18 protein-coding genes are annotated in these 13,359 nt (G+C 65.2%); 5 read left to right on the top strand and 13 right to left on the bottom strand.

What is annotated here, in order from left to right; all coding sequences use genetic code 11:
- The first annotated feature begins 28 nt into the window (after window positions 1-28).
- Window positions 29-883 (top strand): DUF1517 domain-containing protein, encoded by an 855-nt coding sequence (locus tag F604_RS0104070; protein ID WP_019550521.1) that lies wholly within the window; start codon window positions 29-31, stop codon window positions 881-883.
- Here the strand turns inward: F604_RS0104070 and F604_RS0104065 are convergent.
- Window positions 880-1,812, bottom strand: a complete 933-nt coding sequence (locus F604_RS0104065) for an L-lactate dehydrogenase (protein ID WP_019550520.1) — start codon at window positions 1,810-1,812, stop codon at window positions 880-882. The genes F604_RS0104070 and F604_RS0104065 overlap by 4 nt on opposite strands.
- 30 nt (window positions 1,813-1,842) lie before the next feature.
- Here F604_RS0104065 and F604_RS0104060 point away from each other — a divergent pair, with 30 nt between their 5' ends.
- Genes F604_RS0104060 through F604_RS0104050 form a run of 3 tightly spaced genes read left to right on the top strand, consistent with a single transcriptional unit; the run spans window position 1,843 to window position 3,621 of the window.
- Window positions 1,843-2,781: an alpha/beta fold hydrolase gene (locus tag F604_RS0104060; protein ID WP_019550519.1), complete on the top strand. Its 939-nt coding sequence runs from the start codon at window positions 1,843-1,845 to the stop codon at window positions 2,779-2,781.
- Window positions 2,778-3,086, top strand: coding sequence for a TerC family protein (locus F604_RS11875; RefSeq protein ID WP_019550518.1), 309 nt, complete (start codon window positions 2,778-2,780; stop codon window positions 3,084-3,086). The genes F604_RS0104060 and F604_RS11875 overlap by 4 nt, the downstream gene beginning before the upstream one ends.
- A complete protein-coding gene (locus tag F604_RS0104050) occupies window positions 3,079-3,621 on the top strand; it encodes a class I SAM-dependent methyltransferase (RefSeq protein ID WP_019550517.1) in 543 nt (180 codons plus the stop codon). The genes F604_RS11875 and F604_RS0104050 overlap by 8 nt, the downstream gene beginning before the upstream one ends.
- Here F604_RS0104050 and F604_RS0104045 read toward each other — a convergent pair.
- Window positions 3,611-5,596 carry a (Fe-S)-binding protein gene (locus F604_RS0104045; protein WP_019550516.1) on the bottom strand — a complete coding sequence of 662 codons (1,986 nt, stop codon included), beginning with the start codon at window positions 5,594-5,596 and terminating at the stop codon, window positions 3,611-3,613. The two genes, F604_RS0104050 and F604_RS0104045, sit on opposite strands and share 11 nt — an antisense overlap.
- A 74-nt stretch (window positions 5,597-5,670) precedes the next feature.
- On the opposite strand from F604_RS0104045, the gene F604_RS0104040 reads away from it, so the two are divergent.
- Window positions 5,671-5,871 carry a hypothetical protein gene (locus F604_RS0104040; RefSeq protein ID WP_019550515.1) on the top strand — a complete coding sequence of 67 codons (201 nt, stop codon included), beginning with the start codon at window positions 5,671-5,673 and terminating at the stop codon, window positions 5,869-5,871.
- Here the strand turns inward: F604_RS0104040 and F604_RS0104035 are convergent.
- The 11 genes from F604_RS0104035 to speB form a co-directional block, all read right to left on the bottom strand.
- Entirely contained in the window at window positions 5,850-6,305 is a 456-nt protein-coding gene (locus F604_RS0104035) for a divergent PAP2 family protein (protein ID WP_019550514.1), read from the bottom strand. The two genes, F604_RS0104040 and F604_RS0104035, sit on opposite strands and share 22 nt — an antisense overlap.
- Window positions 6,289-7,140 (bottom strand): bifunctional 5,10-methylenetetrahydrofolate dehydrogenase/5,10-methenyltetrahydrofolate cyclohydrolase, encoded by an 852-nt coding sequence (locus F604_RS0104030; protein WP_015716884.1) that lies wholly within the window; start codon window positions 7,138-7,140, stop codon window positions 6,289-6,291. The genes F604_RS0104035 and F604_RS0104030 overlap by 17 nt, the downstream gene beginning before the upstream one ends.
- A gap of 1 nt (window position 7,141) precedes the next feature.
- Window positions 7,142-7,597 carry a transcription antitermination factor NusB gene (gene nusB / locus F604_RS0104025; protein ID WP_015716883.1) on the bottom strand — a complete coding sequence of 152 codons (456 nt, stop codon included), beginning with the start codon at window positions 7,595-7,597 and terminating at the stop codon, window positions 7,142-7,144.
- A complete protein-coding gene (locus F604_RS0104020) occupies window positions 7,590-7,919 on the bottom strand; it encodes an Asp23/Gls24 family envelope stress response protein (protein WP_015716882.1) in 330 nt (109 codons plus the stop codon). The genes nusB and F604_RS0104020 overlap by 8 nt, the downstream gene beginning before the upstream one ends.
- 12 nt (window positions 7,920-7,931) lie before the next feature.
- The gene (gene accC / locus F604_RS0104015) at window positions 7,932-9,269 is read right to left on the bottom strand and encodes an acetyl-CoA carboxylase biotin carboxylase subunit (RefSeq protein WP_019550513.1); all 1,338 of its coding nucleotides are present in this window, start codon (window positions 9,267-9,269) and stop codon (window positions 7,932-7,934) included.
- Window positions 9,266-9,796, bottom strand: a complete 531-nt coding sequence (gene accB / locus F604_RS0104010) for an acetyl-CoA carboxylase biotin carboxyl carrier protein (protein ID WP_015716880.1) — start codon at window positions 9,794-9,796, stop codon at window positions 9,266-9,268. The genes accC and accB overlap by 4 nt, the downstream gene beginning before the upstream one ends.
- Window positions 9,797-9,913: 117 nt before the next feature.
- Window positions 9,914-10,468: an elongation factor P gene (gene efp, locus F604_RS0104005; RefSeq protein ID WP_015716879.1), complete on the bottom strand. Its 555-nt coding sequence runs from the start codon at window positions 10,466-10,468 to the stop codon at window positions 9,914-9,916.
- On the bottom strand, window positions 10,465-11,367 hold the full coding sequence (locus F604_RS0104000; protein WP_019550512.1) for a PHP domain-containing protein: 903 nt from the start codon (window positions 11,365-11,367) through the stop codon (window positions 10,465-10,467). Before F604_RS0104000 ends, efp begins: the two co-directional genes overlap by 4 nt.
- A 6-nt stretch (window positions 11,368-11,373) precedes the next feature.
- Window positions 11,374-11,538, bottom strand: a complete 165-nt coding sequence (locus F604_RS13010) for a hypothetical protein (RefSeq protein ID WP_015716877.1) — start codon at window positions 11,536-11,538, stop codon at window positions 11,374-11,376.
- 9 nt (window positions 11,539-11,547) lie between these two features.
- On the bottom strand, window positions 11,548-12,399 hold the full coding sequence (locus tag F604_RS0103990; protein WP_049775662.1) for an alpha/beta hydrolase family protein: 852 nt from the start codon (window positions 12,397-12,399) through the stop codon (window positions 11,548-11,550).
- A gap of 81 nt (window positions 12,400-12,480) precedes the next feature.
- The gene (gene speB / locus F604_RS0103985; RefSeq protein ID WP_019550511.1) at window positions 12,481-13,353 is read right to left on the bottom strand and encodes an agmatinase; all 873 of its coding nucleotides are present in this window, start codon (window positions 13,351-13,353) and stop codon (window positions 12,481-12,483) included.
- Between the last annotated feature and the right edge of the window lie 6 nt (window positions 13,354-13,359).

The raw sequence follows: 13,359 nt of genomic DNA, 5'->3' as shown, positions 1-13,359 counted from the left end.
GCCCCACCCTTGGCGTAAGCTTAAAGCCATGCGCCGCTTCCTCTGGGCTTTGCTTCTGGTACTGGCCCTGGCCTTGGCCCAGAAGAGCGGGGGTGGGGTGGGCGGGCGCCCGTACAGTCCAAGCCCACCCCCCATGAGCCCCGGTCCCGCCCCCGTTTTCCCCACCCCGGCGCCCTCGTACCCCTCCTATCCAGGCCCGGTGGTGGTCTATCCCGGAGGGGGTGGGGGAAGCCTGGGCATTCTACCCGTTTTGGTCTTCCTCGGCCTGGTCCTGGTGACCGCTTACCTGGTGCGGGGCCTCAGGCAGGCGGGGAGCCACGGGCCGTACCCTGATGGCCCTACGGCCAGCGTGGCCCGGCTGCGCCTGGCCCTTCTCCACCGCCCCCTGGTACAAAGGACCTTAAGGCGCCTCGCCGAGGAGGCGGACACCACCACGGCCAAGGGGCTTGCGGACCTCGTGGACGAGGTGGCCCTGGTCCTCCTCCGGGAAGCCCCCGCCTGGCGCTTCGCAAGCTACGAGGCGCGGGAAGGGACGGAGGAAGAGGTCCTGGGCCAGTTTGACGCCTGGATGCTGGAGGACCGGAGCACCTACCGGGAGACCTTCCGGCACTTTGAGGGGAAGAAGGTGGAGGCGGCCTACACCCCCAAGGTGGAGCCGGGCGGGCGCTATCTGGTGGCCTCCCTCGTCCTCGCCGTCCGGGGAAGCCTGCCCCCCGAGGGGCCTTTGGACCGGGGAAAGGCGAAGGAAGTCCTCCTCGCCTTCGCGGGAAGCACCCCCTTCACCCTCCTCGCCTTCCACCTGGCCTGGACGCCGGAGAAGGAGGGCGAGGGCCTCACGGAAGAGGAGCTCCTCGCCCTCTACCCAAACCTGGAAAAACTTTAAAACCCTAGGGCGAAGGCCGCCTCCTTAAGGATCTCGGCACTCCGCCTAAGGGCCTCCCGTTCCTCCGCGTTTAGGCTCGGGTAGACGGTCCCCTCCACGCCCCCTGCGCCCAGGATGCGGGGCAGGGAGAGGCTCACCTCCAAGACCCCCTCCACCTCGGGGGTGAAGGCGCTCACGGTGTACACCCCCTTTTCGTCGGTGAGGATGGCCCGCACAAGCCGGGCGAGGCCCGCCCCGATGCCGTAGTAGGTGGCCCCCTTCCCCTCAATGATCCGGTAGGCGGCCCGGCGGACCCCCTCGTCAATGCGGGCCCGGTCCTCCGGAGAAAGGGCCCGCCCCCGGGCCTCGGCGAACTCCAAGAGGGGCACCCCGCCCACCTGGGCGCTGGACCAGACCAGCACCTCCGAGTCCCCGTGCTCCCCCAGCACGTAGGCGTGGACCGACTGGGGGGCCACCTCCAGGTGCTCCGCCAGGAGGGCCCGGAAGCGGGCCGTGTCCAGGATCGTCCCCGAGCCCACCACCCGCCCCGGGGGCAGGCCGGAGAGGCGGTAGGCCACCTGGGTCATCACGTCCACCGGGTTCGTGGCCACGAGGAGCACCGCCTCCGGGGCCGCCTCTAAAACCCGGGGCACCACCTGGGCGAAGACCTGGGCGTTGCGGTCCAGAAGCTGCAGGCGGGTCTCCCCGGGGCGCTGGGCCACCCCGGCGGCGAGCACCACCGCCCGCGCCCCCTCGAGGTCCCCGTACGACCCCGCCCGCACCCAGACCGGGTGGGCGAAGGGCGTGGCGTGGAGGATGTCCTCGGCGTGGGCCTGGGCCAGCTTCCGGTCCAGGTCCACCAGGACCACCTCCCGCGCCACCCCCATAAGGACCATGGCGTAGGCGGCGGCGCTCCCCACCATGCCGCTCCCCACGATGCCGACCTTCATGGGTAGAGCCTTCATGGGTAGAGTATAGCCGTGGTACGGGTAGGACGGAGAAGCGTCACCTTTTACCCGCCGGAAGGGGCCACCGCCCTCATCGGAGACTTCACCGACTGGGAGAGGAACCCCATCCCCCTCGAGGGCCCCCTCACCCTGGAGTTCCCCGAAGGGGCCTACGTGGAGTATGCCTTCCTGGACCGGGAGGGAAGGCCCTTTCCCGACCCCGACAACCCCGAGAAGGCGGAAAACCCGTGGTGGAGCTACCCCAGGGCCATAAAGCTTCCCGGCTTCCGCTACGAGGCCCCGCCAGAGCCCCAGGAGGAGCCCAAGGTGCACCGCCACCGCCTGGGGGAGAGGCGCTTTTACGTGGCGGAGACGGGGCCCTCCCCCAAGGCCACGGTGGTGGCCCAAGACGGGGTGGCCTTCTACCGCACCGCAGGCCTCCACAAGGTGGCCCAGGCCCTGGTGGAGGCAGGCGAAATCCCCCCGGTGCGCCTGGTTTTTGTGGAGCCCATAGACCGGAACCGGGAGTACCGGTTTTCGGAAGCCTACGAGGAGGAGTTCCACCGGGTGCTAGGGGAAGTGGAACGCAGCAAGGGCCCCTTGGGGGAGATCGTTCTGGTGGGGGCTTCCCTGGGAGGCCTTTTCTCCTTGTGGCAGGCCCTGCGCCACCCGAACCGCTTCCCAAAGGTCCTCGCCCTCTCCCCGGCCCTAAAGGCCCACCCAGGGGGCACCGACGCCTACCGGGACCGGGAGTGGCTTTTGGAACGATACGCCGAAGCCCAGGTTCTGCCCCGCATCTATCTGGAGGTGGGTCTTTTAGAATGGCTCCTGGCCCCAGTCCGCCGCTTTGCCGCCCTCCTCGCTGACCGCAAGGTTCCCCACGCCTACCGGGAAAGGCCATCGGGACACAACTGGGTCACCTGGAAGCAAGCCCTGGCCCCAGGGCTCAGGTACCTTCTGGGGGAGGTATGAACGAGGAAGCCCTTTTGGCGCTTCTTTCCGTGGCGGCCCTCGAGGCCCTCCTCTCCGGGGACAACGCCTTGGTCCTGGCAGGCTATGTGGTGGCGGTGATGGAACGCTATCCCAGCCTGGAGAAGGTAGCCTACGCTCTGGTGGGCTGGGCCGGGGTCAAGCTCCTCCTGGAAGGAAGCGCCACCCTGGCGGAGCTCCTGCATCGCCCGGAGCTGGCCTGGCGCCTGCCGAAACCTGTCTTCTGGGGTGTAACCTTCCTCATCCTCTTGGGGGGAAGTCTTCTGGCTTTGCGCAAGCATGCCTAGGGACTGGGATGCGTTTTACCGCCAAAACCCTGCGGAGCGCGCCCCCGCCTTTGTGGTGCGGGCCTATGGACCCCTTGTCCCAAGGGGCCCGGTCCTGGACCTGGCGGGGGGCCTGGGGCGGAATGCCCGCTACTTCCTACAAAGGGGCCACCCCGTGACCCTGGTGGAAAGGAGCCTCGAGGCCCTAAGAAAGCTTAAAGGCATCCGCGGCCTGACCCTGGTGGAGCTGGACCTCGAGGACCCCAACGCCCTTATGCACCTTCCCAAAGGCCCCTTCGCCGCCATCCTCATGAGCTATTACGTCAACCGCCCTCTCCTTAAGGCCCTTCCTCCCCTCTTGGCCCCAGGGGGACTTCTCCTGGTGGAAGGCTTCAGCCGCCGGGAAGCCGTGCGGCGCAACAGGCCGGAAAGCCCTTTCTACTGGGAGCCCTACGAACTCCTCACCCCTCCCCCAGGCCTCGTGCTGCGGGCCTTCGGGGATGGGTGGATGGAGGGCTACCGGGTCTTCGCCGTCTATCAAAATCCTAGGCCTTAAGGCCCCGGGCCACCAGCTCGGCGATGTCCAAAACCTCCGGGGGTGTCTCGTCCTGGGCCACCTCCACGTTCATCATGGCCATGCAGAAGGGGCAGCCGGTGGCGATGACCTCCGCCCCCGTGCCCTTAAGCTCCCGGTAGCGGTTTTCCGAAACCCGCATGGCCCCGGGTTCCTCCTCCTTCCAGAACTGGGCTCCGCCGGCCCCGCAACAGAAGCTCCGCTCCCGGTTCCTGGGGGGTTCGCTGAGGACGAAGCCCACCCCTTTGAGCACCTCCCGGGGTGCTTCGTACACCCCGTTGTGCCGGCCCAGATAGCAGGGGTCATGGAAGACCACCCGCTGGGTTTCCTCGGAAACCTTAAGCCGGCCCGCGCGCAATAGCTCGGCGATGAACTCCGAGTGGTGGACCACCCGGTACTCCCCGCCAAAGGCCTTGTACTCGTTGCCCAGGGTGTGGAAGCAGTGGGGGCAGGTGGTGACGATGGTCTTGGGAGCCACCTGGTTTAGGGTTTCCACGTTTTCCGTGGCCAGCTGGAAGAACAGGTACTCGTTGCCCGCCCGCCTGGCGGAATCCCCCGTGCACTTTTCCTTTCGGCCCAGGACCGCCCAGTCCACCCCGCTGGCGTTCAGGATCTCCACCATGCTTCTTGCGATCTTCTGGGCCCTGGGGTCGTAGCTGGCCGCACACCCCACCCAGTAGAGGACCTCAGGATGAGGCTTCTCCTCCACGGTGGGCACGTTGAGTCCCTCGGCCCAGTCCAGGCGCTTATCCTGGCCAATGCCCCAGGGGTTGCCCGAGCGCTCCATGCCCCGGAAGGCGTTGTTGAGCTCCTGGGGGAACTCCCCCTCCATGAGCACCTTGGCCCGGCGCACATCCAGGATGTGAAGCATGGGCTCGTTGCCCACCGGGCAGACCTCCACGCAGGCCATGCAGGTGGTGCAGGCCCAGAGGGCCTCCTCGTTCAGGGCGAAGTCCATGAGGGGCCTCGGGCTCTCCTGCCCGCTGGCAAAGGCGGGAAGGATCTCGTTTAGCTCGTAGCGCTCGGAGATGACGATGGCCGCAGGGGAAAGGGCCTTGCCCGTGGTATACGCTGGGCAGGCCTCCTGGCAGCGGTTGCACATGATGCAGGCATAGGCGTCCAGAAGCCGCTTCCAGGAAAGGTCTTCCAGCTTCTCCGCCCCGAACTTTTCCTCCTCCTTCTCAAAGTCCAGGGGCAAGAGGGCCCCGGGCTTCTCCTGGCGGAAGGCCAGGTTGATGGGCCCCATCATCAGGTGGATGTGCTTGGAGCGGGGGAAGTAGGGAAGGAAGAGGAGGATGGAACCCAACGCACCCCACCAGAAGAAATGTTCCAACACCACCAGGCTGGAGGGCGAAAGGCCCGCAAGCAGGGTGGCCAGAAAGCTGGCCACGGGCTGGAAGGGGTCGGGCTCCCCTTGGGCCAGGCCCGCTGCCTTGGAAAGCAGGCGGCTTCCCACGTGGAAGGTGATGAAGGCCCCCACGATGGCCGAGTCCCGGGGGATTCCCTGGCGTACCCGTTCGTGGAGAGGCACCTTGGGATTCCAGGTGAAATCCTGGGGTGCGAGAAGGTAGCGGCGGAGCATGAGCCCCAGGATGCCCACCAGGATGGCGGCGGTGAGGAGATCGGCCACGAGGTTATAGGGATTCCAAAGCCCCCCACGAGTGTGCAGGGGGAAGTACCCCTCCAGAAGGTCCACCAGGTTGACCAGGAGGTAGTAGACAAAGCCGTAGAAGACGAAAGCGTGGAGGAGGGAAACCAGAGGCCGCCTCTTGAACACGGTCTGCTGGGTAAGGGTAAGCCAAAGGGCCCGGCCAATGCGCTCGGGCAAGCGGTCAAAGCGATCCTCGGCCCGTCCCCGGCGGATGGCCAGGTACACCCGGCGAAACCCCGTGTAGGCATAGTAGAGGCTTCCGGCCAGGAGTAGGATAAAGAGGATTTTCTCCGGTAAGGTCAGCATGGGTACGACCTCCTTATACTCAGTAAAAGTTTACCCCATCCCACCAAGCTGGCAAGGGCGTACAATAAAACCCCGTGGAAACGGTTGCCTTCGGCGTCCTCCTCTTCTTCGGCCTTTTGAACCTCTGGGTCTTCCACCGCTTCAAGAAGCCCCTCCTGCCCCTGGTGCTGGCCTTGTTCGCAGGCTTCTTCACCTTCTTTCTCTCCCCCGTGCTTGGGCTCCTCGTCTTCCTCCTGGGACAGACCCTGGCCTTTTACGCTGCCGGGAAGAGGTGAAACGCCACATAGGCCACCAGAGCCCCCAAAAGCGCACCCACCAGGACCTCGAGGTAAGTGTGGCCCAAGAGTTCCTTAAGAGGTTCAGGGGCAGGACCTTTCTGCAGCACCTGTTGCAGCTCCTGAACCAACTGGTTTAGGAGCTGGGCGTGCAGGCCAGCCGCCCGGCGGATTCCCGTGGCATCGTACATGACGATGAGGGCAAAGACGGCGGCCACGGCGAACAGGGTGCTGCCAAAGCCTTCCTGGAAGCCCACGCCCATGGCTAAGGCGCTGACGGTAGCAGAGTGGGAGCTGGGCATCCCCCCGGTTTCCAGGAAGCGCTCCCATTGGAACCGGCCCTCCAGCAGGTAGTAAAAGAAAAGCTTTAGGGTCTGGGCCAGGAAGTTGGCCAGGATGGCTGTCCAAAAGACCTGGTTAGCGAGGAGCTCCATGCCGCCTAAGCAACGCCGCCTTCACGGTATTGGCCATCAACATGGCCACGGTCATGGGCCCCACGCCCCCGGGCACAGGGGTGAGGGCAGAGGCCACCTCGGCCACCTCGGGGTGAACATCGCCCAGAAGCTTGCCCTCCACCCGGTTCACCCCCACGTCCACCACGATGGCCCCGGGCCGCACCCACTCCTTTCGCACCAGATGGGGCCGCCCCACCGCCACCACCAGCACCTCCGCCCGCCGGGTCACCTCGGGAAGGTTCCGGGTACGGGAATGGACCACGGTCACCGTGGCGTCCTCCCGCAGGAGGAGGCCTGCCAGGGGCTTCCCTACGATGTTGGACCGGCCCAGGACCACCACCTCCTTGCCCCTTAGCTCCACCCCGTAATGCTTGAGCAGGTGGACGACACCCAGGGGCGTGCAGGGGAAAAGCCCCTCTCCCCCGCTCCAAAGCTTCCCCACGTTGAGGGGATGAAAACCATCCACATCCTTAAGGGGAGAGATGGCCTCCAAAACCCGCTCCGTGCGGATGTGAGCGGGCAAGGGGAGCTGGACCAGGATGCCGTCCACCTCCGGGTCCTGGTTAAGGGCCTCTATGCGCCCGAGTAGGGCTTCCTCCGGGGTATCCGCGGGGAACACCTCCACCTGGCTCAAAAGTCCAAGCTCCCTGGCCCTCTTGTCCTTAAGGCGCACGTAGGACACCGAGGCGGGATCCTCTCCTAGGCGGATCACCCTGAGGGAGGGTACAAAGGGCAGGGAGCTAAGGGTTTCCCTCAGCTCCCGATACACGGTCTCCGCCACCTCATGGCCGGAAAGGGTACGGGCAAGGGTCATCTCAGTCCTCCTTGGGCACCGCCTTCAGCTCACCCCCCTGGATCCGCCGGTACAAGCGGCCCAGCACCCCGTTGACAAACGCTCCCGAGTGCTCTCCCCCGTAGCGGTTGGCGATCTTCACCGCCACCTCGATCAAAGGGGCGAAGGGGGTGGGCTCGTAGAGCATCTCGTAGGCTGCCAGGCGCAACACCGTGAGATCGGTTTTGGACATCTGGGCGAAGTCCCAGCCCTCCACCGTATCCCGTAGCACCTGGTCCACCTCTTCCGCATGGGCCTTGTATCCCTCCAGCAAGCGCCGGGCGAAGGCCACGCCCTCCTGGTCCAGGGAATCCCCATAGGAGTCCTCCTCGCCCCCCATCTCCTCCAAGGCGTGGCGGAAGGCCTCCTCCAGATCCACCCCCCCCTGGGTATGGGCGAATAAGGCCCGCATGGCCAGTTCCCTGGCTCGCCTAAGCATGGGCCTCCTTCCGGTACTCCACCTGGGCCACGGTGAGGTTCACCGCCTGCACCTTCTCCCCCGTGGCCAGGTAAAGGGCTTCCGCCACGGCTTTTTGCACCGCCTGGGCTGCCTCGGGAATGGAAACCCCGTAGTCCACGGAGAGCACCAGGTCCACCGTGAACCCCTCGGGGGTGCGCTCCACCTTGATGGGCTTCATGCGGCGGAAAACCTCCCCCAGGGAGCGGGGAGCGGTTTCCAAGAGCCGCACCCCCTGAAGGTCGGAAAGGGCATGGGCCACCAGCCCCTCGAGGGCATGGTCGCTGATCTCGTACTCCACCATCACACGCCCAGTCTACATCTCCATCCGCCGGGCCACGAAGTTGGTGTAGACCGCCCCCCGGCGGAAGAAGGCGTTTTGCAACACCTTCTGGTGGAAGGGAATGGTGGTCTTGAGGCCGGGCCCCTCGATCACCGTTTCAGAAAGCGCCCTTTCCATGCGCTTGATGGCCTCCTCCCGGGTGGGAGCCCAGGCGATGATCTTGGCGATCAAGCTGTCGTAGTGGGGCGGGATCTGGTAGCCCGCATAGAGGTGGCTGTCCACCCGGATCCCTGGCCCCCCGGGGAAAAGCAAGGTTTCCACCTTGCCGATGGAGGGCCTGAAGCCCTTCTCCGGATCCTCGGCGTTGATGCGCACCTCTATGGCGTGCCCCCGCACCTCCACCTCCTCCTGCTTGAGCCAAAGCTTCTCCCCCATGGCGATCCGGAACTGGGCCTGAACCAGGTCAATGCCGGTGATCATCTCGGTCACGGGGTGCTCCACCTGGATGCGGGTGTTCATCTCTATGAAGTAGAAGTTCCCCTCCTTATCCACCAGGAACTCCAGAGTGCCCGCGGACACGTACCCCACGTGCCGGGCAAGCCGGGCGGCTGCCTCGGCAATGGCCTTCCGGGTTTCCCAAGGCAAGGTACTGGGGGCTTCCTCCAAGAGCTTCTGGTGCCGGCGTTGGATGGAGCAGTCCCGTTCCCAAAGGTGGATGACGTTCTCCCCGTCCCCCAGAACCTGGATTTCTATGTGCTTCGGCTCCTCGATGTACTTCTCCAGGTAGATGGCGGGGTTGCCAAAGGCAGCCCGGGCCTCCTCCTGGGCCTGCTGGACCGCCCTTTCCAGCTCCTCCTCGGTGTGCACCAGCCGCATGCCCCTGCCCCCGCCCCCGGCGGAGGCCTTAAGGATCACGGGATAGCCGATCTCCTGGGCGGCCCGTTTGGCCTCCTCCACGCTGGTAAGCTCATCCGTCCCCGGAACCGTGGGCACCCCGGCCTCCCGGGCCACCTTCCTGGCGGTGGCCTTGTCCCCAAGGGCCCGCATATTCTCCGGGGTGGGACCGATGAAGGTGATGCCGTGGTCCCGGCACATCTCGGCAAAGGTGGCGTTCTCCGCCAGGAAGCCGTAACCGGGATGAATGGCGTCGGCCCCGGTCACGATGGCCGCGGAAAGCAGGTTAGGGATGTTCAGGTAGCTCTGCCCGGAAGGAGGAGGTCCGATGCAGATGGCCTCGTCCGCCAGGAGCACGGGAAGGCTCTTCTCGTCGGCGGTGGAGTGGGCCACCACGGTCTTGAGGCCGAGCTCCTTGGCCGCCCGTATGATCCTGAGGGCGATCTCACCCCGGTTGGCGATGAGCACCTTCTTCATAGGGGCTGGATGAGGAAGAGGGGCTGCCCGTACTCCACGGGTTCCCCGTTTTTCACCAGGATCTTCTTGACGATCCCGGAAACCTCCGACTCAATCTCGTTCATGAGCTTCATCGCCTCGATGATGCAAAGCACCTGTCCCTTTTCCACCCGGTCCCCTTCCTCCACATAAGGGGGGGCATCCGGGGCCGGTGCCCGGTAGAAGGTACCCACGATGGGAGCCCTCACCTCCACGCAACCCGCGCACTCGTCCTTGGCCTCCTTGGCTCCCTTGGCCTCCTGGGCCTCGAGGCCCGGGGCTCCGGCTGCCGGAGCCAAATCCGCAGGGGCAGGGACGCTGGGAGCGGTGGGGGTGGGCAGGGAGGGAGGCGGGGCCGCAGGGGCAGTTACCGGTTGCGGCAAGGCCACCACCTGCACCTCGCCTCCTCGGCGCACGGTCAGCTTGTAATCAGGGGTTTCCAGGGTGAGCTCGCTCACCCCGTGCTCCACCAGGGCCTGCAGGATCTGTTTCAGCTCCTTAGGCGTCATGGGTACACCTCGCGGCATAAAGCTTACCCCATGTGCCCACGAAACGGCTTTTGTACTCGGTCAAAATATGCCGGAGGCAAGAGGGGCCTGGGATTCCCCCAGGCCCCTTATCCTGGCCTAGGCCCGGCCCACGTACTGGCCCGTGCGGGTATCCACCTTGATCACCTCGCCGGGCTCCACGAAAAGGGGCACCTGCACCACCGCTCCCGTTTCCAAGGTGGCGGGTTTGCTCCCGCCGGAGACCGTATCCCCCCGCACCCCCGGGGGCGTGTCCACCACCTTGAGTTCCACCACGGTGGGCGGGGTAATCTTCAGGGGTCGCCCCTCGTACATATCCCCCAGAACGGTCATGCCCTCCTTGAGAAACCGGGCAGCCTCCACCTGATCCTTGGGCAGGTGGAACTGCTCGTAGGTCTCCAGGTCCATGAAGACCAGGTCGTCCCCCTCCTGGTACAGGTACTGGAGCTCCCGGGTTTCCACGTAGATGTCTTCCAGCTTCTCCCCGGAGTTGAAGGTGCGCTCGATGGTGGCCCCCGTTTCCAGGTTCTTGAACTTGGCCACCACCTTGGCCCCCCCGCGGCCAATCTTCTGGTGCTGGTACTCCACGCACTCCCAAAGGCCGCCCTCCATCTTCACCTTGGTTCCGGGTCTAAGGTCGGTCACGCTGATCATGTTTCCTCCTGAAGGTCCAGGACCTGGGGCCTAAGCCCTAAGAGGTCAATATACCGGAGGTACTCCTCTTCCCCAAGCTCCCGCCCGGCCAGGGCCACCAGAAGGGCCTCCATGACGTTGGTGCCAAAGCTTCGCCCGTTCAAGCGGGGGGTGGTGGTGATGAGGCGTTTCACCCCCCTCTCCCGCAAGAAGGCCACGTCCTCCTCCGTGGTGGTGTTGGTGAGCACCATCTTCCCCCGCATCTCGTCGGGCATGTGCCGCTTGATGTAGTGCCAGTCCCCCGCCACCAGGTCCGCCCAGGCGTAGTAGCGGCTTCGCCAGTCCACCGCCCGCTTCCCCTGCTTTTCCCCTATAGGGTAAAGAAGCTGGAAGGGAAGCTGGGTAAGGACCGGGAGGAAGACGAAGGCCAGTTTCTGCAGGAAGGAGAGGGAGTAAAGAGGGATGGGTAAACCCAGGGCAAAGATGAAGTCCCCGTAAAGAACCTTGGCCCCGGCCTCGTGCAGGGCCTCGGCCAGGCCGAAGCGGTCCACGGCGGAGGGTAGAAGCACCTTGGTACTCTTCCAGTCTATCAGCCCCGCCAGCTGGGCCACCGCCCGGCGCTCCAAGGTGTGCTTGAGGCCCGAGCCATCCACCACCGGGGTTTTACGGGCCGCCTCCTTAAGCCTTTTGGCATCCCGGATGGTGTAGCGCCGCCCCCCTGCCCAAAGGTAAAGGTCAATGCCCCCGAGGCCGATGGCGTCCACCTTTCCATCCAGCTCAGCAATGAGGCGCAAGGCTTTCTGGAAGTCGCCATCCGTGCCCCGCCTGTCCAACACCACTTCCTCCCCAAGGAGCTCCACCTGGACCACGGAGTCCCGGCGGCTAGCCCCCAGGGACACGGAAACCACGCGCTTGGCCACGAAGGGCTATTCTAACCGAAGGAGGAAGCCAAGGACCAGCCAAAGGGCAGCGAGCAGGAAGAAGGGCCAGGTGCGCCGCACCCCCAGCAGGCGGGCTAGAAGGCCAAAGACCACACTCCCGAAGGCAAGGGCGAAGAAGAGGGCCTCGAGGTTCTCAAAGAAGGCCTGCATGGCCCAAGGTTACCGCGAGACCCGTCCGAAAAAGGCCAGAACCCTTTGGCGGAACGCCTGGTCCACCGGACCGCGGAAGAGGTGGCCCGCCGGGTAGCTGAAGCACTCCACTGGCTTCCCCAAGGACTTAAGCCTTCGGCAAAGCTCCCATGACCACTCCGGGGGCACCTGGGCGTCCCGGATGCCATGGTGGACGCTGAAGGGCACGGCAACCCTCTCCAGGTAGGTCCAGGCGGAAGCCTCCGCCAGGGTTTTGGGAGGAAGGGTGAGAAGCTCCTGGCCTCGAGTACCCCCCGACCAGTAGCGGATCCGCTCCAGATTCCGCCTCTCGTCCCCGCTCATGCTCCCGTAAAGCACCACACCCTTCAGGCGGGGATCCACCAGGGCCACCACCTGGGCAATCCCCCCACCCATGGAGTGGCCGAAGAGGCCGATGCGCCTCCCATCCGCCTGGGGCAGGACGCCCTTGCGCACCTCGGCCAATAGATTCAGCACATCCACCGCGTAGGCGTGGCGCAGGCCCGTGGCCGGCTTCCCCTCGGAAGGCGGGTGGCCCCGGTAGTTGGGATGCAGTACCAGATACCCTTCCTCCGCCAGGAAGTCGGCGTAGGGAGTAGTGTAGGCCAGCAGCCGATAGCGGCTCGGCTCCACGTACCCGTGGAGCACCACCACCACGGGGAACGAGCCCCTGCCCTTGGGCACGTTGGCAAAGCCGTGGACCCGGAGATGATCGGAAAGGTAAGAAAACTGGACCCGGCTGAAACGAGATTTCTCCTCCAGGACCTTCTCTATCCGGAACCCCCCTTCCCCGTAGGTCCTCTTCCAGAGGTCAGGAATGGTGAGGGGCTGGGCCTGCCCCATCCCCTGGAGGAGCAACCCCAGACCCAGGATCCAGCGAACCACCACCCCAGGATAAGGGCCAAGGCCAGGGGAGAAGGTGGTTTAGCCGTGAGCCTCGAGCCAGCCGGCCTGTAGACCCTTTAGACCTATGGCGTGATAGACCAACTGGGCCGCGGTCATCTCCGCGTGGAACTGGCCAGTGGGGGATAGTTCCACGAAGTCCATGCCCACCACCTCCTTTTCCCGGAAAACCGCCTCCAGAAGGTCCACCACCTGGCGGTAGGTAAGCCCTCCGGGCAAGGGGGTACCCACGCTGGGCATGACGCTGGGGTCCAGGGCATCAAAGTCCAGGCTGATATACACCCTTTCCCCCAAGGCCTCCAGGATCTCCCTTATAGGAAGCCCCTCCCGGTGCAGGCGGTGAGCGGGGAAAAGGGCAACTCCCTTCCCTCTGGCCCAGGCCAAGGAGTCTTGGTCTATGGCCCGGATCCCCACCTGGACCAAGGAGAACCCTTCCTCCACCAGGCGGTAAAAGGGAGAGGCGTGGGAGTAAATAGAACCCTGCCACACCGGGTAAAGGTCGGCGTGGGCATCCATCTGGAGAAGGGAAAACTCCCCCAGGACCTCCCGGTGGGCCTGGACCAGGGGATGGGTGATGGAATGGTCGCCCCCAAGAGAGACCACGAACTTGCCCGCCCGCAGGTGGCCAAGGGCCGCCTCCCGGATCAAGGCGTGGCTTTCCTCCGCGCTTCCCGCCACCCAGGGAACCGGCTCTGCGGCATGGATGCCCACCTCTTCCGGGGTTACTCCAAGCTCCAAGAGAAAGGGCTCCAGCTCCCGGCTGGCCAAGAGGATGGCCTCAGGGCCCCGCCTTGCCCCCGGCAAGAAGGAGAGGGAAAGGTCGTAGGGCACGGGCAGGACCACCACCCGGGCCTCCTCGTAAGGGGTATCGCGCTCGCCAAAGACCAGACGCATACCCCT

Source organism: Thermus scotoductus DSM 8553 (assembly GCF_000381045.1).
Lineage (GTDB): Bacteria > Deinococcota > Deinococci > Deinococcales > Thermaceae > Thermus > Thermus scotoductus.
Note: the sequence above shows the minus strand (reverse complement) of the source record. Positions and strands in the feature narration are given on the sequence as shown.

What these genes read in the sequence shown, in the direction of transcription:
- accB (WP_015716880.1), bottom strand. Translation starts at nt 9,796, where the DNA reads ATGACGCCTAAGGAGCTGAAACAGATCCTGCAGGCCCTGGTGGAGCAC.
- accC (WP_019550513.1), bottom strand. Translation starts at nt 9,269, where the DNA reads ATGAAGAAGGTGCTCATCGCCAACCGGGGTGAGATCGCCCTCAGGATC.
- F604_RS11875 (WP_019550518.1), top strand. Translation starts at nt 2,778, where the DNA reads ATGAACGAGGAAGCCCTTTTGGCGCTTCTTTCCGTGGCGGCCCTCGAG.
- F604_RS0104050 (WP_019550517.1), top strand. Translation starts at nt 3,079, where the DNA reads ATGCCTAGGGACTGGGATGCGTTTTACCGCCAAAACCCTGCGGAGCGC.
- F604_RS0104030 (WP_015716884.1), bottom strand. Translation starts at nt 7,140, where the DNA reads ATGACCCTTGCCCGTACCCTTTCCGGCCATGAGGTGGCGGAGACCGTG.
- F604_RS0104070 (WP_019550521.1), top strand. Translation starts at nt 29, where the DNA reads ATGCGCCGCTTCCTCTGGGCTTTGCTTCTGGTACTGGCCCTGGCCTTG.
- F604_RS0103990 (WP_049775662.1), bottom strand. Translation starts at nt 12,399, where the DNA reads ATGGGGCAGGCCCAGCCCCTCACCATTCCTGACCTCTGGAAGAGGACC.
- F604_RS13010 (WP_015716877.1), bottom strand. Translation starts at nt 11,538, where the DNA reads ATGCAGGCCTTCTTTGAGAACCTCGAGGCCCTCTTCTTCGCCCTTGCC.
- F604_RS0104045 (WP_019550516.1), bottom strand. Translation starts at nt 5,596, where the DNA reads ATGCTGACCTTACCGGAGAAAATCCTCTTTATCCTACTCCTGGCCGGA.
- efp (WP_015716879.1), bottom strand. Translation starts at nt 10,468, where the DNA reads ATGATCAGCGTGACCGACCTTAGACCCGGAACCAAGGTGAAGATGGAG.
- F604_RS0104065 (WP_019550520.1), bottom strand. Translation starts at nt 1,812, where the DNA reads ATGAAGGTCGGCATCGTGGGGAGCGGCATGGTGGGGAGCGCCGCCGCC.
- F604_RS0104020 (WP_015716882.1), bottom strand. Translation starts at nt 7,919, where the DNA reads ATGGTGGAGTACGAGATCAGCGACCATGCCCTCGAGGGGCTGGTGGCC.
- speB (WP_019550511.1), bottom strand. Translation starts at nt 13,353, where the DNA reads ATGCGTCTGGTCTTTGGCGAGCGCGATACCCCTTACGAGGAGGCCCGG.
- F604_RS0104035 (WP_019550514.1), bottom strand. Translation starts at nt 6,305, where the DNA reads ATGGAGCTCCTCGCTAACCAGGTCTTTTGGACAGCCATCCTGGCCAAC.
- nusB (WP_015716883.1), bottom strand. Translation starts at nt 7,597, where the DNA reads ATGCTTAGGCGAGCCAGGGAACTGGCCATGCGGGCCTTATTCGCCCAT.